Source organism: Gymnodinialimonas ulvae, from assembly GCF_037543845.1.
Lineage (GTDB): Bacteria > Pseudomonadota > Alphaproteobacteria > Rhodobacterales > Rhodobacteraceae > Gymnodinialimonas > Gymnodinialimonas ulvae.
Genome location: NZ_JBBIFX010000001.1, coordinates 126,755 through 150,480 on the forward strand (window position 1 = coordinate 126,755; position 23,726 = coordinate 150,480).

The 23,726-nt window shown below is 64.1% G+C and carries 20 protein-coding genes; 5 read left to right on the forward strand and 15 right to left on the reverse strand.

All coding sequences use genetic code 11. From position 1 onward, the window contains the following. The first annotated feature begins 89 nt into the window (after positions 1-89). Positions 90-1,202: a Gfo/Idh/MocA family protein gene (locus V8J83_RS00560; RefSeq protein ID WP_339982289.1), complete on the forward strand. Its 1,113-nt coding sequence runs from the start codon at positions 90-92 to the stop codon at positions 1,200-1,202. Here the strand turns inward: V8J83_RS00560 and V8J83_RS00565 are convergent. From V8J83_RS00565 to V8J83_RS00615, 11 genes are all read right to left on the reverse strand, one after another. Then, positions 1,199-1,861 carry a TetR/AcrR family transcriptional regulator gene (locus V8J83_RS00565; RefSeq protein WP_339982292.1) on the reverse strand — a complete coding sequence of 221 codons (663 nt, stop codon included), beginning with the start codon at positions 1,859-1,861 and terminating at the stop codon, positions 1,199-1,201. The two genes, V8J83_RS00560 and V8J83_RS00565, sit on opposite strands and share 4 nt — an antisense overlap. A 2-nt stretch (positions 1,862-1,863) precedes the next feature. Continuing rightward, positions 1,864-3,396 (reverse strand): trimethylamine methyltransferase family protein, encoded by a 1,533-nt coding sequence (locus V8J83_RS00570; RefSeq protein ID WP_339982295.1) that lies wholly within the window; start codon positions 3,394-3,396, stop codon positions 1,864-1,866. 2 nt (positions 3,397-3,398) lie between these two features. Further along, positions 3,399-5,801: a GcvT family protein gene (locus V8J83_RS00575; RefSeq protein WP_339982297.1), complete on the reverse strand. Its 2,403-nt coding sequence runs from the start codon at positions 5,799-5,801 to the stop codon at positions 3,399-3,401. A 213-nt stretch (positions 5,802-6,014) separates the two neighbouring features. Continuing rightward, positions 6,015-7,661, reverse strand: a complete 1,647-nt coding sequence (locus V8J83_RS00580; RefSeq protein WP_339982299.1) for an ArnT family glycosyltransferase — start codon at positions 7,659-7,661, stop codon at positions 6,015-6,017. Continuing rightward, on the reverse strand, positions 7,648-7,995 hold the full coding sequence (locus tag V8J83_RS00585; RefSeq protein ID WP_339982301.1) for a lipid-A-disaccharide synthase N-terminal domain-containing protein: 348 nt from the start codon (positions 7,993-7,995) through the stop codon (positions 7,648-7,650). Before V8J83_RS00585 ends, V8J83_RS00580 begins: the two co-directional genes overlap by 14 nt. A 1-nt stretch (position 7,996) precedes the next feature. Then, positions 7,997-8,767 carry a glycosyltransferase family 2 protein gene (locus V8J83_RS00590; protein ID WP_339982303.1) on the reverse strand — a complete coding sequence of 257 codons (771 nt, stop codon included), beginning with the start codon at positions 8,765-8,767 and terminating at the stop codon, positions 7,997-7,999. A 77-nt stretch (positions 8,768-8,844) separates the two neighbouring features. Further along, complete coding sequence (locus tag V8J83_RS00595) at positions 8,845-9,756, reverse strand: dihydrodipicolinate synthase family protein (RefSeq protein WP_339982305.1); 912 nt, start codon at positions 9,754-9,756, stop codon at positions 8,845-8,847. Next, entirely contained in the window at positions 9,756-10,439 is a 684-nt protein-coding gene (locus tag V8J83_RS00600; protein WP_339982308.1) for an aspartate/glutamate racemase family protein, read from the reverse strand. The genes V8J83_RS00595 and V8J83_RS00600 overlap by 1 nt, the downstream gene beginning before the upstream one ends. Before the next feature lies 1 nt (position 10,440). Continuing rightward, on the reverse strand, positions 10,441-10,848 hold the full coding sequence (locus V8J83_RS00605) for a VOC family protein (protein ID WP_339982311.1): 408 nt from the start codon (positions 10,846-10,848) through the stop codon (positions 10,441-10,443). Then, complete coding sequence (hydA, locus tag V8J83_RS00610) at positions 10,845-12,233, reverse strand: dihydropyrimidinase (RefSeq protein ID WP_339982314.1); 1,389 nt, start codon at positions 12,231-12,233, stop codon at positions 10,845-10,847. The genes V8J83_RS00605 and hydA overlap by 4 nt, the downstream gene beginning before the upstream one ends. A gap of 198 nt (positions 12,234-12,431) precedes the next feature. Then, a complete protein-coding gene (locus tag V8J83_RS00615; protein WP_339982317.1) occupies positions 12,432-13,811 on the reverse strand; it encodes a phosphohexomutase domain-containing protein in 1,380 nt (459 codons plus the stop codon). A gap of 135 nt (positions 13,812-13,946) precedes the next feature. On the opposite strand from V8J83_RS00615, the gene V8J83_RS00620 reads away from it, so the two are divergent. The 3 genes from V8J83_RS00620 to V8J83_RS00630 are packed head-to-tail and all read left to right on the forward strand — an operon-like array spanning position 13,947 to position 16,943. After that, complete coding sequence (locus V8J83_RS00620) at positions 13,947-14,633, forward strand: hypothetical protein (protein WP_339982319.1); 687 nt, start codon at positions 13,947-13,949, stop codon at positions 14,631-14,633. A gap of 4 nt (positions 14,634-14,637) precedes the next feature. Then, positions 14,638-15,732 carry an AAA family ATPase gene (locus tag V8J83_RS00625; RefSeq protein ID WP_339982321.1) on the forward strand — a complete coding sequence of 365 codons (1,095 nt, stop codon included), beginning with the start codon at positions 14,638-14,640 and terminating at the stop codon, positions 15,730-15,732. Next, entirely contained in the window at positions 15,729-16,943 is a 1,215-nt protein-coding gene (locus V8J83_RS00630; protein ID WP_339982323.1) for a vWA domain-containing protein, read from the forward strand. Before V8J83_RS00625 ends, V8J83_RS00630 begins: the two co-directional genes overlap by 4 nt. 2 nt (positions 16,944-16,945) lie before the next feature. On the opposite strand, the gene betA is transcribed toward V8J83_RS00630, so the two are convergent. The 4 genes from betA to betI are packed head-to-tail and all read right to left on the reverse strand — an operon-like array spanning position 16,946 to position 22,147. Continuing rightward, positions 16,946-18,616, reverse strand: coding sequence for a choline dehydrogenase (gene betA, locus V8J83_RS00635; RefSeq protein ID WP_339985922.1), 1,671 nt, complete (start codon positions 18,614-18,616; stop codon positions 16,946-16,948). 11 nt (positions 18,617-18,627) lie between these two features. Next, entirely contained in the window at positions 18,628-20,073 is a 1,446-nt protein-coding gene (gene betB / locus V8J83_RS00640; RefSeq protein WP_339982326.1) for a betaine-aldehyde dehydrogenase, read from the reverse strand. Beyond that, positions 20,073-21,581, reverse strand: coding sequence for a choline-sulfatase (betC, locus tag V8J83_RS00645; protein WP_339982329.1), 1,509 nt, complete (start codon positions 21,579-21,581; stop codon positions 20,073-20,075). Before betC ends, betB begins: the two co-directional genes overlap by 1 nt. Continuing rightward, a complete protein-coding gene (betI, locus tag V8J83_RS00650; RefSeq protein WP_339982331.1) occupies positions 21,578-22,147 on the reverse strand; it encodes a choline-binding transcriptional repressor BetI in 570 nt (189 codons plus the stop codon). The genes betC and betI overlap by 4 nt, the downstream gene beginning before the upstream one ends. 90 nt (positions 22,148-22,237) lie before the next feature. Between betI and choX the strand changes: the two genes are divergently transcribed. Beyond that, positions 22,238-23,182 (forward strand): choline ABC transporter substrate-binding protein, encoded by a 945-nt coding sequence (gene choX, locus V8J83_RS00655; protein WP_339982333.1) that lies wholly within the window; start codon positions 22,238-22,240, stop codon positions 23,180-23,182. The last annotated feature ends 544 nt before the right edge of the window (positions 23,183-23,726 follow it).

Below are 23,726 nucleotides of genomic sequence, written 5' to 3' on the forward strand. Positions count from 1 at the left end.
GCGGGGGTGGGGGGGTCATGAGAGGGTTGATCCCCGGGCGTGGTCCGGCGCTTTATGGGGTCTGTGGGCCACGAGCGGGAGAGGCTGCGATGAACGACGCCGGTGACAGCGATATCTATGCCCTGAAGGCGACCGCGCGCCCCGAGATTGCGGCGCCTGATTTGCCGTACAAGCCGCCGCTGCCGCAGCATTTGAAGCCGCGGATCGGGGTGATCGGGACGGGCGGGATTTCCGGCGCGCATCTCGATGCCTATCGCACGGCGGGCTGGCAGGTGGCTGCGCTGTGGAACCGGACGCCTCAGAAGGCCGCGCAGAAGGCCGCAAAATACTGCCGCGACGCGCGGATCGAGGCGGATTGGCGGGCGATTTTGGACAATTCCGAGATCGACGTGGTGGATGTCACGCTGCATCCCGAACACCGGGTCGAGATCATCGAGGCGGCGCTGCGGGCGGGCAAGCATGTGCTGAGCCAGAAGCCTTTTGTGACCGATCTCGACACCGGGATGGACCTTGTGAAGCTGGCGCAGGATCGCGGTGTGAAGCTGGCCGTGAACCAGAACGCGCGGTGGGCGCCGTATTTTGCCTATATGCGCGAGGCGGCGCGCGCGGGCCTCATCGGGCAGGTTTTGTCGGTGCATGTGAATGTGCATTGGGACCACGGGTGGACGGCGGGTACGCCGTTTGACGGGATCGAGGATCTGATCCTGTACGATTTTGGCGTCCATTGGTTCGACTTTGTGAACTCCATCCTCGGCGACCGGGTCGAGGCCGTGTATGCCACGGCGCTGCGCGGCGCGGGGCAAGCCAACAAGGCGCCGCTTTTGGCGCAGGCGATGGTGCGGGCGGATGGCGCGCAGGCCTCGCTGGTGTTCGACGGCGCGATCGCGCATGGGCCGCGTGACACGACATTCGTGGGCGGCACGGCGGGCAGTGTGCAATCGGACGGGCCGGATCTTGGACAGCAGCGGGTGACGTTGAACACGCCGGACGGGGTTGCGCGCCCGGCGCTGGAGGGGGCGTGGTTCAACGACGGGTTCATCGGGACGATGGGGGAATTGCTCTGCGCCATCGAGGATGACCGCGAGCCGTTGAACGGGGCGGCGGAGAACCTGCGCAGTCTGGCGATGGCGTTTGCCGCGGTGCGGTCGCGGATCACGGGCAAGGAGGTGCGCGTGGGCGCTGCGCGGCGGCTGGAGAGCTAGGCGCGCGCCATGGCGAAGACGCGGAACTCGGCCACCTCTGCATCCGTTGGCCTGTGCCCGGTGAAATGCTCCAGAAAGCCCGGCAACCTCTCCATCCGGAGCGTCATGTCTTCGCGGAGTTCCAGCGCGTGATAGCCGATCTGCATGAAATAGAGGATACGGGCACGGATATCGGCCTCCTCCGGCGGGTAGTCATGGGCGCCGTACATCGCCTTGATCGCGTTGAGCCGGGCGGTGTCGGCGGCGTCGATCCGGGCGCGCACCGAAGCATCGCGGCGAGACCATTCGCGGATCGCGAAATCGAGATGGGCGTCGAATATTGTGTCATCCACGAAGCAGCGGAAGAAGTTGCACAACGCGCCGGTGATTGTAGCGGCGGGCAGGGCGCAATGGTGCAGGATGGGGGCGGTGTTGCGCGCCTCCCAATCGCTCAGCAGCGCGTCCAGAAGCTCGGCGCGGGAGCCGAAATAGCCATAAAAGCTTGAGCGCGAGACGCCGAGTTGTGTGGCCAGATCCAGGACTTTCACCTCACCCGCACCCTTGGCGATCAACACAAGGCGTGCCGCGTTCAGCCAATCGCCGCGTGTCACCTTCACATGGCCGCTCAACTGGTCTTTCGCGGGATCGTCGCGGTGCAAAACGGGGGTGGGACGCGGCATGATCAGCTTTCCGGTGGCGCGCCGCCCGCGGCGGTCAGTCGCGCGATTTTTGCGCTCAGTGCGGCGCGGCGGTCGGGGTCCACCTGCGGACGGGTCGGGTCGGCGACGATGCCTTGCCAGACGTCGCGCGCGCGGGTCGAGGCATCCTTGCCGCCGCGCTCGGTCCAGGTGCCGAAATTGGCGTAATCGTGTACGATGGGTTCGTAGAATTCGGTCTGGTAGCGGGCCATGGTTTGGGCCGCCGCAAAGAAATGCCCGCCCGGCGGCGTCTCGGCGATGGCATCTAGCCCGATCTCGGACTCGCCCGCCTGCGCGCCCGCGCAAAGCTCGGCCACCATGTTGAGCACCTCGGCGTCCGTCACGAGTTTTTCGTAGGACACGCTCAGCCCGCCTTCGAGCCACCCGGCGGAGTGGATCACGACCGTGGCCCCCGCCATCAGGCACCCCCAGAGGCCGAATTGGTTTTCGTTCGCGGCCTGCACATCGTTAAGGTTTGCCGCCGACCCCGCCGCCGAGCGCCACGGCAGGCCGATGAAGCGGGCCAATTGTCCGGCAGCGAGCGAGGCTTGAAAATGGGCGGGGGTGCCAAAGGCGGGCGCGCCGGATTTCATGTCGACGTTGGAGGTGAACGTGCCGTAGCAGACCGGCGCGCCGGGGCGGGCAAGCTGCGTCAGGGTGAGGGCCGCCAGGGCCTCCGCATGGGACAGCGTGATGGCACCTGCGACGGTGATCGGCGCCATCGCCCCCATAAGCGTGAACGGCGTGATGATGGAGACCTGCCCCGCACGCGCGAAGTCGATCAGGCCCTGCGCCATGGGGATGTCGAGGGTGCGGGGCGAGTTGGTGTTGACGATCGTGTAGCACTGCGGATTGGCGTGGAATTCGGCGTCGCTCAGGCCTCGAAAATCGCGCAGAAGCTCAAAGCTTTCCATGACTTGCGGGGTGCCGCGCGCAAAGATGAAGGGGAATTTGTCGGACTCGGTGAGTTGCGTTTCAAGCGTGAAGTAATGCCGGATGTTGGTCGCCACGTCCTGCGGCTCCACCAGCGGCGGGAGCATCTGGAACACGTCGAAGTGCTGTGTCAGCTGCACCAATTCGCGGAAATCGCGCGCGCAACCGGGCCTGCGCCCGCGGATTTCGTCGGTGGCATGGGGTGCGCCCGCGCCGGGTTGGAACACAAGGCTGCCAAGCTCCAGCACCACGTCGCGGTCGCGCGACCCGGCGCGCCCAAGGATCCGCGTGGGGGCGGTTTGCAGAGCCTGGGCCACGATCTCGCGCCCGATATGGACCATCTCGCCTTTGACTGTTGCGCCCGCCGCCCGGAACAACGCGGCCGCCTCAGGCAGCAAGACCTTAACGCCAAGGTCCTCCAACACGGTTAACGCGGCCTCATGCATCGCCTCGATCCGGTCGCCGGTAAAGACATCCATCGGTGGAAAAGGGTTCTTCAGCTGCCGGTAGTTTGTCACCCGCGCCGAGGGACGCGGGCCGTTGGCATTGCGGGCGCGGTTGCGCCCCCTTGAACCCTTTGTCATGTTCATCCCCGCATGGCCTGACCCTGCGGATCGTAGGGCGAAGGTGCGATGACCTTGGCGGCGCGTTCCACGCCCACGACATGGACCGAAAGGTCTGTGCCAACGCCTGCCGCATCGACGTTGACCATCGCCATGGCGAGCGATTTGCCAAGCGTGTGGCCGTAGCCGCCGGAGGTCACGAAGCCCACCATGTCGCCGTTCTGCCAGATCGGTTCATAGCCGATGGCGTCGCTGTCGCCGTCCGCGATTTCCAGCGTTACGAGCTTTTGCACAGGCCCGTTGCCGTCGCGCTCGGCCAAGGCTTTGTCCTTTCCGATGAACGACTTGTCCCAATCGATCCAACGGTCCATGCCGGTCTGCGCGGCGGTGTAGCCCATGGTGAATTCCGCCGACCAGATGCCGAAGGACTTCTCAAGCCGGGTGGACAGAAGCGCGTTGAAGCCGACCTCGCGGATGCCCTCGGACGCGCCCGCCTCCAACAGCATGCGGCGCAGGGTGATGTGGTCGCCGTAGCGGCAATTGATCTCGTAGCCCTTTTCGCCGGTGACGGACATGCGCGCGACGCGGGCCTGGATCAAGCCCACGTCCATTGGCGCACAGCCCATGAATGGCAGGGTCACACCGCCGGGCACGAGCGTGTCGATCACCGCCTTCGACTTCGGACCGGAAAGCGAGAAACCGCAGATCTCTTCGCCCAGATCGCGGACCTGCACACCGTCGGTGAGGTGGTCGTTGAACCACCGCATGTGCCACGCCCGCAAGTAGTAGGAGCCCATGATCCACCACGTGCCGTCGCCCCAGTTGAACAGCGTCAGATCCCCCATCAGCCGCCCCGAGGGGGCCAGCATCGGCGCCAGTTTCGCACGGCCCGGTTTGGGCAGTTTTGACGCCATCAGATTGTCGAGCCAAGCCTGAGCATTCGGGCCGGAGACCTCGAACCGCGAAAAGCCGGAGATGTCCAAAAGGCCCACGCCTTCGCGCACCGCGCGGCATTCCTCGGCCACGATGTCATGGGCGTTGGAGCGTTTAAGGGTCAGATTTTCCTCGAAATCTTCGGTCGGCGCGAAGTAGAGCGGAACCTCCAGATCCCACGATTGCCCCCACCGGCAGCCCGCCGCCGACATGTCGGAATAGGCCGGGGCGCGTTTGAGTGGACGGCCCGCGGGGAGTTGTTCGTTGGGGTAGGACATCACGAAGCGGCGGGAGTAGAATTGGCCGGTGGTCTGCCGGATATACTCGCGGTTTTCGGCGAATTTCCCGTAACGCGCGACGTCCATGCAATAGGTGTCGGCCTCGGTTTCGCCCTCGACCATCCATTCAGCCAGCGATTTGCCGACGCCGCCGCCCTGCAAGAAGCCCGCCATCACCGCGCAGGCGCACCAATAGCCTTTGACGCCCGGCACCGGCCCGACGAGGGGGTTGCCGTCGGGCGAGAAGGTGAAGGCGCCGTTGACCCAGGTTTTCACGCCAGTGTGCTGCAGCGCGGGGTAGCGCTCGAACCCTAAAATCAGTTCTTTTTCAATGCGATCGGTCTGTTCCTGGAACAGCTCCATGCCGTAATCCCAAGGCGCGCCATCCATGGCCCAATGCTCGTGCTCGACCTCGTAGATACCAAGCAGAAGGCCTTTCTGATCCTGCCGCATGTAGGTGAAACCTTCGAGGTCCACGGTCATCGGCACCTCGAAATCCAGCGCCTCCAGCTCGGGGATCGTGTCGGAGATCAGGTAATGGTGCTTGAGCGGCGAGACGGGGAGTTCGATGCCCGCCATCCGGCCCAGTTGCTTGGCCCAGAGACCGGCGGCGTTGACCACATGCTCGCAGGTGATTTTTCCTTTGTCCGTAATGACTTCCCAGCCGTCGGCGGTTTGGATCAGCTCCTCGACCTTGGTGTGTTCGTAATACTCCGCGCCGCGTTTTTTGGCAGCGATGGCGTAGGCGTGCACGGTGCCTGTGGTATCTACATACCCCTCCCGGTCGGCCCAGAGTGCGCCGAGGACGCCGTCGGTGGACATGATCGGGCAGGCGTCCTGCGCCTCTTGCGGGGTCATCAGGTGGCAATCGTGGATGCCGATGGATTGGAACGTGCGGTAGGCCGATTGCAGCCATTCCCAGCGCTCGGGCGTGCCCGCCAGCGTCAGGCCGCCGGTCATGTGCAGGCCGATGTTCTGGCCACTTTCGGCTTCGATTTCTGACAGCAAATCAATGGTATAGGCTTGAAGGGCGGCCATGTTCGGATCGGCGTTGAGCGCATGGATGCCGCCCGCCGCGTGCCAGCTTGACCCCGCCGTGAGGACCGAGCGTTCCAGCATCACGCAATCCGTCCAGCCCAGTTTCGCGAGGTGGTACAGCACCGATGAGCCGACGACGCCGCCTCCGATCACGACAACGCGGTAGTGGGATTTCATGGGGGGCCTCCGACGTGGGACAGGGTTCTGCTGAAAGACAGGTTGGGAAGGTTTGGACAGTACTGTCCAATTCATTTGCGACATCCGATGGGACGCCCCGCGACACGGCGTTCGCGCATGCATTTTCCTGTAGTTTTTCTGTCGTTTTTTCCGCGCTACCAAAATTCGCACAGAACGGGAGGCTTTGCCGAATTTCGTGCGTGCGTGCGCGATCTAGCTGCAGGGCGCGTCCGGCGCGGGCACCCCCGGGGAGACCCACAGGCGCAGATCCACGTCGCGGAAATTGGCGGAATTGGTGCCGACGATCTGCGTGACGCCGCGCACACCGGTCGGATCTGTGCCTTCGCGGGGAAGCCATGCGGCGCGGTCGTCCCCCCCGGCGAGATAGGCCAGCGCCGTGTCGCGCCTGTCGAGCCGGACGTTGCCGCCGAGAAGGAAGGCGGCGGAGGGTTCATGGTAATCGACCAGCGCAACGGGGCCGCGCAGGCAGCTGTGCCGTGCCATGGCTTGGGCCAGCTGCGGGGCGATCCAGAGATCGCGCGCGGCGGGCAGGCTGCCGGCGCTCAATGTCCAGCCCATCGCGATCCCCGCCATGGTTAACGCGGCGGTCCCGGGCAGGGGGCGCGCGGTCCAGAACGCGAAGAGCGCCAGCGCCCCTGCCAACAGCGTGATGACCGCGCCCGACAGGCTCGGCCAATGCAAGCCGGGGCCGTAGACAATCGGGAAAGCCACCATCAATCCCGCGAAGAGGATCGCGAAGAGGCCGAAGCCAAGGCTGCCGATCCACGCGGGCCAACCGCGAAAGACGCGCGCACCGTCGACCAACGACAGGAGCGCCGCCGCGCAGAGCATCATCAGCGCGGGATAGAGCGGGAGGGTGTAGTGGATCAGCTTCACCGGCACCGCTTCGAAAACGAGCCAGCCGGGGATCAGCCAACCCAAAATGAACGCTGTTTCGGGCGTGCGGCGGTTGCGCCAGCCGTGGATCAGGCCCAGTGGGATCAGCAGGGTCCAGGGCCAGAAGGTGAACCATGTCGTCAGAAGGTAGAGGCCCGGCGGGCTGCCGGAATGCTCGCCCCCGGCGGTGATCTTGTTGCTCAAGTCAGAGCCGACCGAGGCCTGCCAAAAGGCGCCGTCGGTCACCAGCGTGATGGCAATGAACCACGGCGCGGTGAGCAGGGCGAACCACGCCAGGCCGGGCAGGGGCCGCAGCCCGGCAAGCCAGCGCAGTGAGCGAGCCTGCCAGCCGCACCACAGCACCACGCCCACCACGGGAAGTGCGACCATCGGGCCTTTCAAAAGGAACCCCGCGGCCAGCGCGGTCCAGAAGATTAACGGCGTTAACCAGTCGCGCGCGCGCGTCAGCCCCACGCGGCCCAACGCCCCCATCGCGAGGATCACCGACAGAAGCAGCGCAGCGTCGGTTTTGGCGGTGCGCGCCTCGGAATGCAGCATGTAGATCGTGGCGCACATGACCGCGGCCAGCAACGCCGCGCGCCGGCCCACGACCGGGCGCGCGGCCCAGACAAGCGCCAGCGCCGACAGCACGCCCGCGATGTAGGAGGGCAGGCGGTGCACCCAGATCGGCGTCGTGCCGTCGCTGCCGGTGATCCAAATGGCGGCGGTTTGCAGCCAGTAGATCAGCGCGGGCTTGTTGTGGCGCGGCTGATCCAGAAGGCGGATGTCAATGAGGTCGCCAGTCTCGGCCATCTGCCGCGCGGCTTGCGCAAACCGCGCCTCGTCGCGATCCTGCACCGGCAGTTCGGCCAAGCCGATCCCGAAGCTGAGTATGGCCAGCAGCAGCAGGGCCAGCGGCGCCAACCGATGCCCGAGCAGTGCCGCCACCTCAGGGTTTCTCATGCGCCGCATCGGCGGCGGCGGCCTGCGCCTTGTCGGCCTTGGCGGCGCGCCGGATCAGCATCAGGTTGCGTGCGTAAACGATCACGCCGGTCGATTGGCCGAGGATGAAAACCGGGTCCGCGCGGTAGATGGCGTAGGCCAGCATCAACAGCCCGCCCGAGATCGACAGGTACCAAAACGCGATCGGCACGTAAGAGCGCCCGGCGCGTTCGGAGGCCAGCCATTGCACGATGAACCGCGAGGCGAAAATGGCCTGCGCCACAAAGCCGAGCGTCACCCACCAGAATTCGCCCCAGTAGTCGATGTTCAGAAAATCAAACAGCCATTCCTGCATGTTAGCGCCCCTCCGGCCGGTCGATGCGGGTGTCCGAGGGATGCACCTTGCGCCGCCGCCGGATCAGCCATGCGACCCCGAACAGGTCCGAGGCCCCGACGATGGCGCGGCCCAGATTGGTGTATTTCGAGGCCCCGGCAACGCGCGGTTTGTGGGCGACATCGACATGCGCGATGCCCCAGCCGTCGCGTTGGAACAGCGCGGGCAGGAAGCGGTGCATGTGGTTGAAATAGGGCAGCGCGAGATAGGCGTCGCGGCGATACGCCTTGAGCCCGCAACCGGTGTCGCGGGTGCCATCCTTCAGGAGCGCCTTGCGCAGGGTATTGGCGGCCCTGGAGGCGATCCGCTTGGCCGGCGGGTCGTCGCGTTTGACCCGCTGCCCGGCGACCAGACCCAGCGTGTCCGGCCCGTCGAGCAGGGGGGCGAGCAGGTTGGGAAGCTCGGCGGGCGGGTTTTGCCCGTCGCCATCAAGTGTGGCGATGATCGGTGCCCGGGCGGCGCGCACGGCGGCATGAACGGCGGCGGATTGGCCGGCGGGCTTCGGGTGCGTGACGATCGTCAGGTTGGCCTCGGGATGCGCGGCGCGAAAGGCACGCAGGGCCTGATCCGTGGCATCGGTCGAACCGTCATCGGTGACGCAGATCTCATACGGCCCCAGCGGCGTGGCGGCGGCCACACATTCCCCCAGCAGATGCGGCACGGTATCGGCCTCGTTGAGCATCGGGATCACGATGGCGAAACGCGGGGCGGGGGCGTCATGGGGCGGGGTCATCAGGCGTTCCTTCACGGTCCCGAGCGCTTTAGGCCAAAGCTGCCCGGCCCGGAAGGGGGTGTATGCGCGGCGGTGCGTCAGAGTGCGGAAAGCCGCGCTTCCTGTCTGGCGATGAGCGTGTCGATCTCGGCCATTGCCGCGGGCGTGAGGGTGGCGCCGGCCTTGCGCGCCGTCGGGTGGGCAATCGCGCCGCGTTTGGCGAGGATGTACTTGCGTGCCGCGAGGCCCAGGCCCGGCTGACATTCGTAGCGGACCAGCGGCAGATAGGCGTCGAACAGGTCGCGCGCGCGGTCGATTTCGCCGCTGTTACAAAGGCTTACCACATCGCGCATCATCTCGGGATAGGCGAAACCGGTCATCGCCCCGTCGACCCCGCGCAGCATTTCTTCCAGCAGGAATTGCCCGCCATTGCCGCACAGGATCGAGACCCGGCGCGCGCCCTCGGCCTCGGCCTGCCGCAGGTCGGTAATCTTTTCCAGGCCGGGCCAATCTTCGTGTTTGAGCATCACGCAATTGCCGCAGGTGTCGAAAATTGCGCGCAGGACGGGGGTGGGAATGTGGATTTTCGTGACCAGCGGGAAATCCTGCAAGACCCAGGGAATATCGCCAAGCCTTTGAGAAACCGCCTGAAAATAGGCGGTGATGGCGTCGTCACCGACCAAGGTGCCTTGCGGCGCGACCATCACGCCCGCCGCGCCATGGGCCATCGCGGTCTCGCTGGTGCGGATCACGGCCTCCATCTGCGGGGCGGAGACGCCGACGACCACCGGCAGGTCGGTGCGGGCGATCACGCGGGCGATCACGGCCTCGGATTCGTTACCGCTCAGCTCTCCGGCTTCGCCCATGATGCCCAGGATCGTCAGGCCCGTCGCGCCACGTTCGGCATAGAAATCGACCATCGTATCGATGCTGTCGAGGTCGAGCGACCCGTCCGGACGGAACGGTGTGGCGGCGATGGTGAAGACACCGGCGGCGGTTGCATCAAGCATCAGGTCTCTCCGACTTTGTGGAATTGTTTCAAAGCGATACGGGGCAGGGCCATGGCCACGGCGGCCTGGCAGGGTTCGACAACGGGCATGCTGAGCGCCTTTTCCAAGGGCATGCGAAACCGCGCCATCCCGGCGCAGCCCATGATCAACACGTCCGCACCATCCTCATCGCGCAGCACGCGACCCACCTCGATCATCCGGTTCAGCGTTTTGCCCGCATCGCTGAGGTCGTCCACATGCAGGCCGATGGCCCGGTCACCGGCCAGCCGGTCCAGCACACCCATCGCGCCGAGGCTGCGCAGGTGGCGGGGGATCGAGCCCGGCAATATCGCAATGATCCCAAAGCGTTGGCCAAGCGTCATCGCCGTCAGAACCGCACTTTCCTGGATGCCGAGCACCGGCTTCGACGTCTGATCGCGCAGCGCATGCAGACCCGGATCGCCAAAGCAGGCGATGACGAAACCGGCGGCGGATTCCTCGACTCGCGCGGCCAATTTCAAGGTCTGCAAGATGGTCCGATCCGCCTGTGCCTGACTTTCGATGCCCTGCGGACCCTGCGCATTGCCCATGCAGATGATCCGCCGCCCGAACTCCTGCAGCGGGCGCACGGCCTCTTCTATGCCAAGCGTCACGTTTTCCGACGCGTTCGGGTTGATGACATAGAGGTATCGTTTGTCGGCCACGTCACGCGCCCTCGCGCGTCGCAGTCTGGATTTCGACCTGATAGCCCTCGGGATCGTCGAATACGAAGGCGCGGATCCCGATCGCGTCATTCACGAACATTTCGCTCAGGTTTTCAACGCCTTGGCTCGCGATATACGCATACCACTCATCCACATCGGGGACTCGGATGCAGAATTGCACAGGCCGCGTTTCGGCCCATTTGTGCATCCCATGTGCCTCATCCACCAACCCGATATGCGCATCGTCGCAAACCCGCATGATCTTGGCCAGGCCCTGTTGGTCGATCACCAGCGGGAAGCCCATGACATCGCGATAAAACGCCTCTGCCCGGGCGAGGTCCTTGTAGTACAGGAACGTGATCGCCAATTCGTTCGGGGCCGCAGGGCGTTGGGGCGTCGTTTCGGTCATGTCGGGCTCCGGTTGATCCATCGGCCTCGGCCGGGTTCGGTGGTCAGCGCGCCGTCGGACACAATCCGGTCGCCACGCAGGAAAACGTCTACTGGCCAAATGCTTACGCTGCGGCCTTCATGTGGATTGTAGCCCACATTGTCATGCAGGTCATCGGCGCCGTAGGTGTGGCCACGCGTCGGATCCCACAGCACGATATCCGCATCCGCGCCGACGGCAAGCTGACCTTTGCCGGGCAGGCCATAGATTTCGGCAGCGCGGCTGGCGGTCAGGCGCGGAAATGCCGTTTCCGACATCGTGTCATGCCGCAACAAGGCGTCAAACACCAGCGGCTGACGCAGCTCAAGGCCGGGCTGACCATTAGCAATGTCAGGGAAGAGCGGGTTTGGCCCGGCGCTGAGTTTTCCTGTGGCATCAAAGCGATAGGGCGCATGGTCAGAGGAGATCAGGTCCAGGTTCCCATCGTGCAACGCCTCCCAAAGTGCGGTCTGATCGGCGGCGTCGCGCTGCGGTGGGGAACACATCCATTTCGCCCCTTCAACGCCCGGCTTATCCAGAACTTCGGCGGTCTGAAACAGGTAATGTGTGCAGGTTTCCGCAAAGATGGGCGCACCGCGACTACGGGCGGCGCGCACGGCGTCCAGCGCCTCGACGCAGGTCACGTGGAAGATCATGACGGGCGCGCGCAACCGTTCCGCCATCGCGCAGATCCGCGCCACGGCTTCGGATTCCGCAGCGCGCGGGCGCGCGCGCGCGTGGTGTTTGGGGCGTGTTTTTCCCTTGGAAAGCAGAGCATTGCGGGCGTCTTGCAGGATTTGATCGTCTTCTGCATGCACGCAGGTCAGCGCGCCGGCGCCACCCGCGATCGAAAGGATCCGCGCGATTTGGTCGTCGTTCAGCGCGATGTTGTAGGTCGTGAACACTTTGACCGAGCGATGACCCGCCGTAATGAGCGCGCGCAGATCATCCTCGAAATGTGGGGCGTCCGGGTCGGACAGAGTGAGGTGAAAGGCAAAGTCGATCATCGCTCCGCGCCGGGCGCGCTGCGTGTAATCCGCGACAACATCTTGTAGACGCTCGCCTTTTCCCTGTGCCGCGAAAGAGATGACGCTTGTTGTGCCGCCCATCGCGGCGGAACGTGTTGCCGTCTCGAACGTGTCGGCGTTCCAAAGCCCCATGCCCGAGCGTTGTTCGATATGCGCATGGGGATCGACGCCGCCCGGTGTGGCGATCAGGCCGTCGGCGGCGTGGGTGGGAAGCGTCGGATCAAGCTCAGGGGCAATGGCGGCAATGCGACCATCGCGCACCAGGATATCGCTGCGGTGACGCCCCGTCCCGTCAAGGATCTCCGCGCCGCGGATCGCAAAGGCCGATGTGCTTGCCATGGGTCGGAAGATGCGGGCCCGCGCGAGGCTTGGCAAGCGAATGCGGCCTGTCGGAGGGATGGCTTATGGATAAACCTGTGGATAAGTGACAATCGCCGAGAGGGTGATTTTCAAATAGTATACAATTTAGAACGCAAAATCGGTTTGAAGATGCCTCATGTGCAGCAAAACTTTGTGATTTGCGACATTGATCCCCAGCTAGGCTTCGATAAGTTTGCTCAGCCGCCCAACCATCTCATCGACAAGCGCGACACTGCCGCGCGTCTCGACATTCAGCCTCAGAAGCGGCTCCGTATTCGACGCGCGCAGGTTCAGGCGCCAGTGTTCAAAACTCAGGCTGAGCCCATCGGTGTCATCGCGCGCAATGGCATGGGGGGCGTATTCGGCCTCGACCCGCGCCATCACCGCCGCGGCGTCGGACACCTTGAAGTTGATCTCGCCCGACGACGGGAATGCGGCCATCCGTTCAGCGACCAGTTCCTTGAGCCCCTGTCCGCGCCGCCCCAGCAATTCGCACACCAAGAGCCAGGGGATCATGCCGCTGTCGCAGAAGACAAAGTCGCGGAAATAGTGGTGTGCGGACATCTCGCCACCATAGACCGCCTGTTTATCCCGCATGATCTGCTTGATATAGGAATGCCCACATTTCGAAAGGATGGCATCTCCGCCTGCCTCTTCCACTATATGTTGTGTGCTCCAAACCACGCGCGGGTCATGGACGATGCCTGCGCCGGGCTCCTTTGCCAAGAAGACCTCGGCCAGAAGTCCCACCACATATTCGCCCGGAATGAAGTTGCCCTCGGCGTCGAAGAAGAAGCAGCGATCGAAGTCACCGTCCCAGGCAACGGCAAGATCCGCACCGATCTCGCGCAGTTTTTCCGCCGTCGGGGGCTGATTCTCGGGGAGCATCGGGTTCGGGATGCCGTTTGGGAAGCTGCCGTCCGGGGCGTGATGCATGCGTGTGAAATCCCATGGCGAGCCCTTCGCCGCCAGTGCGTCCGCCATCGCGTCGAAGGTCGGCCCGGCCGCTCCGTTTCCGGCATTCACCAGAATTTTCAACGGCTTGTGGTCCGCAGTCGATGTGAAGCCCAACACGCATTCCACATAGGCCGCACGGGTGTCGGACGCATCGACGACGCGCCCGCCCTCGCGCTCCGGTGCGAAATCGCCGCTTTCAGCCAACGCCTTGATCTGCGCCATGTCGACGGCGCCGTCCAGCGGCGCGGATCCGGCTTTGACCATTTTAATTCCGTTGTATTCCATCGGGTTATGGGACGCTGTGACGCAAATCCCGCCGTCCGCAGATAGGTGCGACACCGCGAAATAGACCTCTTCGGTCCCGCAGAGCCCCAGATCCAGCACCTCGACCCCCGCGGCGCGCAGCCCGTCGATCGCGGCGTGGGCCAAGCCCTCTGACGACGGGCGCACGTCGCGACCGACGACCACCCGCTTGGTGTCCAAAACCTCTGCAAATGCGCGGCCCACGCGGGTGACATTGTCTTCGGTCAGGTCCTCGTCCAGGCGGCCACGGATGTCGTAGGCCTTGAAGAATGTCAGGGGGTTCGCAAGCGGGGTCATGGCGCGGTTCCTTGTTAAGTCGCCCCGATATAGGCCGACCCACCCCGCGATGGCCAGTCACTGCGATTGGCGCGGCGGCGCGGCACGCTATACTCCTGTCCAAACAGCAACACTTGCGGGGGCCGTGCGCGGAAAATGATCATCCTCAGCCCGGAAACAATCACCAACGCAGGCGCGCTTGAAACGCGGTCGCTGCCCAAGAAGATCATCGGCAGGGTGCAAATCCTGCCACGCGGCGCGAGCCTGGGCACTTGGGCGCGGCTGTTGGTTGAAATGCAATTCCTGCGCTACATGGTGGCATTGGTGCCGTTCTTGATACCAATCCTTGTGTCGCGCGAGCTGGCGCTGCCGATCACGCAGGCACCGTTGGCGATGATCCTCGTGATCGGAGTGATCGAATTGAAGGTCCTGCGCCTGTCCGACGCTGCGCGCGCGCGCCTCATGGACGATGCCGAGGCCGACCGCATTCTCGACGCCTTCGCCTTCCGCGCCAAGGGGGTGTTGCGCCGGATCGCCGCGCGGCGGGGCCTTGCGGAGGGGGAATTGCGCCTCGTGGCTGAGCAATCCGAACTGGCCCGCGTGCCGCCGCTGACCTTCGTTTCGGTGCAATCCGCGACCCCCTCAACGCATGTTGTGCCTCTCGAAAAGGCGGATCGTGAGATCCTGTCCGAGCTGTTTGATGCGGAGCTGAGTGAACGAGATCTGCATCGGGCTCAACTGCGAAAAGAACAGCATATTCAAGATGTTGCCATTGAAGCCACCGGCGTATCGGCGCATGCGCGCCTGGCCGCGTGGATGGATGCGCAAGCGGCGGAGGCCTGAACGGATGGCAATCAATGCGACACGGATTTCGGCGGGCGGCGCCCTGGAGGTTCTGCGCGCCGCCTGGGCCGCGCAGCAGGCGGGTGGAATGACCGCGTCGTGGATGTTGCATGGCCGCCCCGGCGTCGGGAAATCCGAGATTGTAGCCCAATTGGCCGCCGAAATTGACGCCGAATTGCATGATCTGCGCCTGACCACGATCGAACCACAGGACCTGCGCGGCCTGCCGTTTTATGACCATGAGGCGGGCAAGACAATCTGGTATCGGCCCGAGGATTTACCCGATGGCGACCGCCCCGCGGTCTTGTTTCTCGACGAATTGACCGCTGCCGCGCCATCGCTTCAGCCCACCGTCTACGGCCTTCTGCAAGAGCGCCGCGTCGGGCGTCATGTCTTGCCGCAAAACGTGCTGATCGTGGCCGCTGGCAACATGGTCGAAGACGGGGCCGTCGCCTATGAAATGGGCACCGCCCTGTCGGACCGGCTGGTTCACATGGTCGTGCAAGCCGATGTTGACGATTGGCTGCGCAATTACGCCGCGCGGGCCGGCGTGCACCCGAGCGTCGCCGCTTTTCTCAAGACCCGCCCCGATCTGTTCGAGACGACCGAGGCCGCGCTTCGCCGCGGCGACGCCATTGCCTGCACGCCACGCTCGTGGCAGCGGGTCAGCGATATCATGCACCAGACCCTGCCGCGCGCCACTTGTCAGGTGATGATTTCGGGCACGGTCGGCGAAGCTGCTGGTGCTGATTTTTTGTTGCTGGCCGAAGAGTTGGCGGCCTGCGTGCATGTGGATAAGATGCTCGCGACCGCACGGGAGGACCGCGCCGAGCTGTACCCCGACACGCTGCACGGTATCACTGCGCTTCTCTACGGATTGGTCGGCGCAGTTGACGCGCGCACCATGCCCGCCGCCATCGAAATCATGTCCGATCTGCGCAGCATCGACCGTGCTGGCCTGCCGGTGTCCGAACTGTCGACCTTCGGCTTCGAATTGCTGATCGGGCGCGCGATGGAGCAGGGTTGGCAGGCGGCCTTCGTCGGGTCCGAGGCCTTCGCGAGCTATCAGAAAGACCGCGCCGCCGCAGGCCTGCCATGAGCCGTGAGCACCGCGCATCCCGGGCCCTTGCGCATTTGGGTGAAGTGGATCCGGCGCTTGCGGTCCTGGCCCTTTGGTGTCGCCATCGCGATGGGGCTGGCGCCACAAAAACGCAAGGTGCATCCATATCTTACGGACCTACCTTCGCGAGCCTTGGGTTGGCGGAGCAGGTCGGCCTCGTGGCTCATCACGTCTTGCATGTGGCGTTGCAGCATTCGGATCGCAAGGCCGCATTGGCGGAGCGTCTTGGCACTCGATTTGACGGCGGCCTGTTCGATTTGGCCGCCGACGCGATCATCAACGAGACCTTGCAACTCGCCGGTCACGCCCTGCCACGCCCGGCCGTTCTGGTGACCGATCTGCTGTCCGAGATCGGCGAGCCGTCCCCCTCGGCCGTAGCGGCCTTGTCGGATTGGGATGCGGACAGGCTAGCCATGCTACTACACGCCGATCCACAACGCGCTGAAAAGGCGCGAGATTTTGGGGCCGCGCGGGGCTTTGTGCAGGATCTTGAACTGGGCGAGCCCGACAATGAGGGCACGCCGCAAACGGCCGCGGATTGGCGTGGGCAGATGCTGCGTGCGCTTGAGGCGGGGCGCAAGGCTGGCACGGGGATCGGACGTTTGGGCGCCATTCTGGCCGATCTGGCACCCCCGACCGTTCCCTGGGAGGTTGAATTGCGCGGTCTGCTGGCCAAGGCGCTGTCAGATGCGCCGCGCGTGTCGCATCGCCGCCCCGCCGGGCGCTGGGTGGCCATGGCCGCCGACGCGCAGGCGCGGGCAAGGCCCGAGCCGGTCTTCGAGCCGGGCCGCGCCCGTGACGGCACGCGGTCCAGAGTGGTCGTCGCGTTGGATACCTCGAGCTCTATTGACCCCTTGGTGCAGTCTCTGTTTTTCAATGAAATACAAGGGGTTAAACGCCGCAGTGGGGCCGAGGTTCATTTGCTGGCCTTCGACGAAGAGGTGTTCGAGACGCGCCGAATTGATGGGCTCCGACCACCGCTTGCCGGCCTTGAGCTGCGCAACGGTGGAGGCACCGATTTCGCACCCGTTTTTGCCACAGCCCGTGGGTTGGATCCGTCCGTGCTGGTACTGTTGACCGACCTCGACGCGCCGCCTCCTGATGCGCCACGCTTTCCGGTGATCTGGGCCGTGCCGGGGCGCGTTCCGGTTGAGGCCCCGTTCGGGCGCGTGCTCAGGCTCGGCGATTAACCCTATTCCGCGGCTCTTTGGACGGCCTCACTTTCGCGTTGCGCATTCCGCCAATCTGGTGCGACCCAGGGTGCCAGGTTTTCTGCGGGAAGGGCACGGCCAAGGATGTGATCGGCGGCTTTTTCGCCCACCATGATCGAGGGCGCATTCAGGTTTCCGTTTGGAATCAAAGGGAAAACCGAACTGTCGGCAAGACGCAGCCCATCGACACCAATCACTCGGTTTTGCGGATCGACCACCGCACCGGGATCATCGACCCGCCCCATCCGCGCCGTTCCGCACGGGTGGTAGGCCGATTCCGCATGCGCGCGGATCACCGCGTCCAGCGCCTCATCCGACTGGGCAGCTTCGCCCGGCGAGATCTCGTGATCGACAAAGCCCGCGATGGGATCGGTCTGGAATATTTCACGCGTCAAACGGATCGCGCGGCGGAAATCACGCCAATCCTGATCGGTGGACATGTAGTTGAAGCGGATGTGCGGCGCGTCGGTCGGATCGGCGCTGCGCAGGCGAATTTCGCCGCGGGACGGTGAGCGCATCGGCCCGACATGCGCCTGAAACCCATGTCCACCGGGCGGCTTTCTGCCATCGTAGCGAATTGCAATTGGAAGGAAATGATATTGAATATCAGGGTATTCGACGCCGTTCTTCGACCGGACGAAGCCACAGGCCTCGAAATTGTTGCTCGCCCCAAGGCCCGACTTCGTCAGCAACCATTGCGCCCCCACCAAAGCCTTTCCCCCAAGCGACCAATAGGGCGCAATCGAGACGGGCCTGGAGGCGGCGTATTGCACATAGAGCTCGAGGTGGTCTTGCAGGTTTTGCCCCACGCCAGATCGATCCGTGACCACGGAAATTCCGTTTTCCGCCAGATGCTTGGCAGGGCCAATTCCACTCATCATTAAAATTTTCGGCGAATTGATCGCACCGGCAGCCAGCACCACTTCGGCCCGCGCACGCAGGACCTGCCCGCTTGCCAGCCGCACTCCGGTCGCGCGCCCCTCTTGGATCACGATTTTCTCGACCAATCCGTGTACCAGGTCGCAATTCGGCCGCAGCAACGCAGGCTTGAGATAGGCGGACGCCGCGGACCAGCGTTTGCCTTGCCAAATGCTCATCTCAAACGCGCCGAAACCCTCTTGCCGGTGGCCATTGTAATCCTCGGTGACGCCATAGCCCGCTGCCGCGCCGGATGCGATAAAGGCTTGAAACAAGGGATTTTTGCGTGGCCCACGGGTGATATGCATGGGTCCGGCATGGCCGCGATAGGCCGGATCGCCCGCCTCGCCGTGCCAGGTTTCGGCCCGTTTGAAATAAGGCAGGACATCCGCATAGGACCACCCGTCCGCGCCCATCTCGGCCCATGTGTCGAAGTCGCGCGCATGGCCGCGTACGTAGATCATTCCGTTGATCGATGATGACCCCCCGATCACCTTGCCGCGCGGCACCGCCATGCGGCGGCCGTTCATATGCGGCTCGGGATCGGTCGCGTAACCCCAATCGTAGCGCCGCATCGACATTGGATAGGAGAGTGCCGCCGGCATGTTGATGAAGGGCCCCCAATCCGACCCGCCATGTTCGACCACCAGAACCGATTGCCCAGCCTCCGTTAACCTGAAGGCCATCGCGCAACCGGCTGATCCGGCGCCAACAATCACGTAGTCGGCTTCCATGGTGTTAACCATCAAAACGCCGCCTCCACCGGGGACATGCCGACATAGACGGTCTTGATCTGGCTGTAATGCTCGATCGCGGCCTTCGCGTTTTCCCGCCCCACGCCCGAGCCTTTCATGCCGCCAAACGGCACTTCCACAGGCGTCAGATTATACTGGTTGATCCAGACACTTCCGGCGTCAATCGCGTGCACCACGCGGTGTCCGCGGGTCAGATCGGCGGTGAAAACCGCCCCCGACAGGCCAAGATCGGTGTCATTGGCACGTGCGATGACTTCGGCCTCGGTCGCGAAGTCCAGAACCGCCATCACCGGCCCGAAAATCTCTTCGCGCGCGATGGTCATGTCGTCGGTCACATCGGCGAAAATCGTGGGTTCGATGAAGTATCCGGGCCGCTCGATCCGGTTGCCGCCGCAGATCAAGCGCGCACCCTCGGACACGCCTTTCTCGATGTAGGAACAAACGATTGAGAGTTGATCTTCACTGACCATCGGGCCAAAATTCGTGGCCTCATCGCGCGGATCTCCGATCGTCGCATTGGCCGTTCGTGCCGCCAATCGCTCCAGGAAAACGTCCCTGATCCCGCTCTGCACAAACACGCGCGTCCCGTTCGAGCAGACCTGCCCGGAGGCGTAGAAATTCGCGTTGATCGCCGCGGAGACCGCCGAGTCGACATCCGCATCGTCGAAAATGATCAGGGGCGACTTGCCGCCCAATTCCATCGTTGCATGCTTCATCTGCGCCGCCGCCGAGGCGTAGACCTTCTTGCCCGTCGGTGCCGAGCCGGTGAGCGACACTTTCGCGGTGCGCGGATCCTCGACCAACGTCTCGCCGACCGCGCCGGCCCCTTGCACCACGTTGAACACGCCCGGTGGCGCTCCGGCTTCCAGCAGGATTTCCGCTATTTTCAAAGCACATAGAGGCGTTTGTTCAGACGGTTTGAACACCATTGTGTTGCCGCAGGCCAGCGCCGGTGCGCCCTTCCATGCGGCGATTTGGGTGGGGTAATTCCACGCGCCGATGCCCACGCAGACCCCCAATGGCACCCGCATCGTGTAGGCCCAATCGCCGCCCAACGGCACGTGTTCGCCGGTCAAGGTCGCGGCCAGCCCGCCGAAGTATTCCAACGCATCGGCCGCGGAGGTCGCATCGGCGACCAGCGTTTCCTGCAAGGGTTTGCCGGTGTCGAGCGTCTCCAACGCGCTCAACTCACGGTTGCGGGCACGGATGAGATCGGCGGCGCGGCGCAACACGCGGCCACGTTCGACCGGCATCCAGTCGGCCCAGTCTTTCTGCGCCTCAAAGGCGGCGTTCAGGGCGGCTTCGATCACCGCGTCGGTCGCCGCGTGCACCAATGCGATCTCTTCCCCGGTTGCCGGGAAAATCACCGGCATGCGCGCGCCGCCTGCGTCTTCCAGATAGGCGCCGTTTACGAAATGCGAAGCGACAGGTTGCATCATTCCCCTCTCGGAAAGCGTTGATTTTCCTCAACTTCATTGAGGTCCATATGGTTGCGCATATAGCGGTTGGAGGCGTCGCGCAGCGGCTGGAAATCCCATGGGTAATGCGCGCCGTTGCGCAGGGCCTCGTAGACGACCCAGCGGCACGCCTGGCTTTGGCGGACCTCCGCATCGAAGCGTTCAAGGTCCCAGCGCGCCGCCGCCATCCTGCGAAACCGCTCCAGAACCTCGGCGCAGGCCGGATCTTCGGCGCGGTTTGTCAATTCCTTCGGGTCGGCCGCCAAATCGAACAATTGCTCGGGATCAATCGCGCAATTGGTGTATTTCCAACGCCCTTCACGCAGTGCGATCAGCGGCGAATGGGAGGCCTCCGCCGCGTATTCCATGGCCACCGGGCTGATCCGCGTGCCGCCGCGCCCCAACGGTGTCAGGCTTTCGCCCTCTGTCCACGGCACGACCTCGGACATGTCCACGCCGGCCAGGTCACACAGGGTCGGGCAGAGGTCGATGGTCGATACCGGCGCCTCGACCAATCCCGGCTCCATCCCCGGCGCGGCGATCATCAAAGGCACCCGAGCGGAACCTTCGTAGAACGTCATCTTGAACCACAATCCGCGCTCGCCCAGCATGTCGCCGTGGTCCGACACGAAGATCACCACCGCGTCCTGACGGGTGCGCTCCAACACGTCGAGGATCCCGCCGATCTTTTCGTCGAGGTAGGAGATATTGGCGAAATACGCCCGGCGCGCCCTGTTGATATCCTGTGGAGTAATGTCAAAAGATCGCCAGTCGTTGGCATCGAAAATCCGTTTCGAATGAGGGTCTTGCGCCTCATATCCCAAGTCGGCCACATCGGGCGAAAGGTACTCACACCCCTCATACAGATCCCAAAACCTTTGCCGTGCCACATAGGGGTCATGGGGGTGTGTGAAACTCACCGTCAGGCACCAGGGCCGGGCGTCATGGCCCCGCGACAGGTCATAGAGCTTCTGCTCCGCCTCAAACGCGACCGCGTCGTCGTATTCCATTTGATTGGTGATCTCGGCCACGCCCGCGCCCGTCACCGAGCCCATGTTGTGGTACCACCATTCGATCCGCTCGCCGGGTTTGCGGTAATCTGGCGTCCAGCCGAAATCGGCGGGGTAGATGTCGGTGGTCAGGCGCTCTTCGAACCCGTGCAGCTGATCGGGCCCTACGAAATGCATTTTGCCCGCCAGCGCTGTGTAATACCCCGCGCGGCGAAGGTGGTGCGCATAGGTCGGCAGGCTCGACGGAAATTCCGCCGCGTTGTCATAAACCCCGGTGCGCGAGGGCAGGAGGCCCGACATGAAACTCGCCCGCCCCGGCGCACAAAGCGGCGAGGCCGTGTAGGCATTGGCGAACCGCGTCGACCGCTCGGCCAGCGCGGCCAAGTTTGGCGCATGCAGCCACGGGGCAGGGCCGTCGGGAAATAGCGTGCCGTTCAACTGGTCGACCATCACGATCAGGATATTCGGTTTGCTCATGCCAGCACCCCGTCCAGATACGCCTCGACCATCGCAATCGCGCCGGGTGCATCGGGCGTCTCCGGTGCGCTGAGCGCATGAATATACAGCCCGTCGATCAAGGCCGCCGCCGTGCGCGCGGCCTCTTCCGGCCTTGCGCATAGGGGCCTGAGCGCATGGGTCAGGTTCGACACCAGCCGCCGCTGATACACCCGCAACAGCCGCGCCGCTTCGGGCTGCGCCTGCGCCATGACGTAGAAATTCAGCCACGCCGCCACCACGTCCTCGCGGAAATTCGACGCCCCGAAACTCGCGGCTACAATCGCACTGGCCCGCCCGCGTGGCGTGTCCGCATTGGCCAGCGCCGCGCGCGTTTCCGCCCCGAACTGCGCCAGAACCCGGCGCATCGCGGCCAGCAGCAGATCATCCTTCGAGCCGAAGTAATGATGCGCCAGCGCACTCGACACCCCCGCCGATTTCGCGATCTGCCCGACCGTCACATCAAGCGACCCGGCCCGCCCGATCTCGGCAATCGTGGCGTTGACAAGCGCGTCCTTCCGTATAGCCATCATACCTGTGCGGGGCATCGCGGACCTCTGGTTCACCTCTACAGCCCCAGAAATCGCATTTTAATTGACTGGTCAATCAACAAAACGGCCAGCAACAGGAGAGACCCCATGTCATTGCTCAAGAAAACCACCGTCAGCGCCCTCGCGCTTACCCTCACCACCGGGGCGGCCCTGGCCGATGCCCACGCCGAATGCGGCACCGTCACCTTCTCCGACGTCGGCTGGACCGACATCACCGCCACCACCGCCGCCACCACCACCGTGCTCGAAGCGCTGGGGTATGAGACCGAAATCCGCGTCCTGTCCGTCCCCGTCACCTACACCTCGCTTGCCGAAGGCGACGTCGACATCTTCCTCGGCAACTGGATGCCCACGATGGAGGCCGACATCGCCCCCTACCGCGACGCGGGCACCGTCGATACAGTCCGCGCCAACCTTGAAGGCGCGAAATATACGCTCGCCACCAACGCCGCAGGCGCCGCGCTCGGCATCACCGATTTCGGATCCATCGCCAATTTCGTCGATGAGCTGAACGGCGAGATCTACGGCATCGAGCCGGGAAATGACGGCAACCGCCTGATCATGGACATGATCGAAGCCGACGCCTTTGGCCTGTCCGAGTTCGAGGTTGTCGAAAGCTCCGAACAGGGCATGCTCGCGCAGGTCGAACGCCAGACCGACCGCGACCAACCCATCGTCTTCCTCGGCTGGGAGCCGCACCCGATGAACGCCAATTTCGAGCTGACCTACCTGGAAGGCGGCGACGATTGGTTCGGCCCCAACCTCGGGGGTGCGACCGTCTTCACCAACACCTCCGCAGGCTACGCCGAGGCCTGCCCGAACGTTGGTGCGCTTCTGGCGAACCTCGAATTCAGCCTCGCGATGGAGAACGAGATCATGGGCGCGATCCTCAATGACGGTGAAGACCCGGCGGACGCGGCAACCGCCTGGATGGCCGCCAACCCCGAGGCTGTGATGGCCTGGCTCGACGGCGTGACGACGATCGACGGCGGCGACGCGGCAGCGGCCGTTGGTGAAGCGCTGGGGCTGTAAGCGGCGCTAGGTGCTGAGAGAGTAGGGGAGGCCCCGCCCGGGTTGGGTGGGGCTTTTCTTTTGGCCAAACGCACCAAGTCGCACCACCCGTAGGGCAAGACTTGTCATGCCGTCCGCCCACCTACGAAACCCGCGCCGACCCCGTAGGATGGGTGAAACCCCGCCAGCACCCCACCGCAAGTCGATCCACCGACGGGCCCCGGTGCGGCGACCCGATGGTATTTCTGCAGCGGTTTATGGCAGCCCAGTTTGGATTCTGCCCAAGCGGAGAACCAAGCCCAACCAGATCGCCGTGGCGTATTGCCAGAGGCAAACTTGCGGTTTGACTGAGCGGCCCGGCGATGGAACTGCGCCTTCGACGCGTATCGGTCTTGGCGCTTCGTGTGTGCCCTATGGGGTGTGCGAGCTGATGGTAGTGAAAGATTGGGCAACACTACAAAAAGCAGAGTTCTCCTCCAACCCCCTAACAAACCCTTAAAAAATCACCCTTTCCCAACAAAACCAACACCTTAACCCCCTTGTGCACGCGTGCACAAACCCGCCC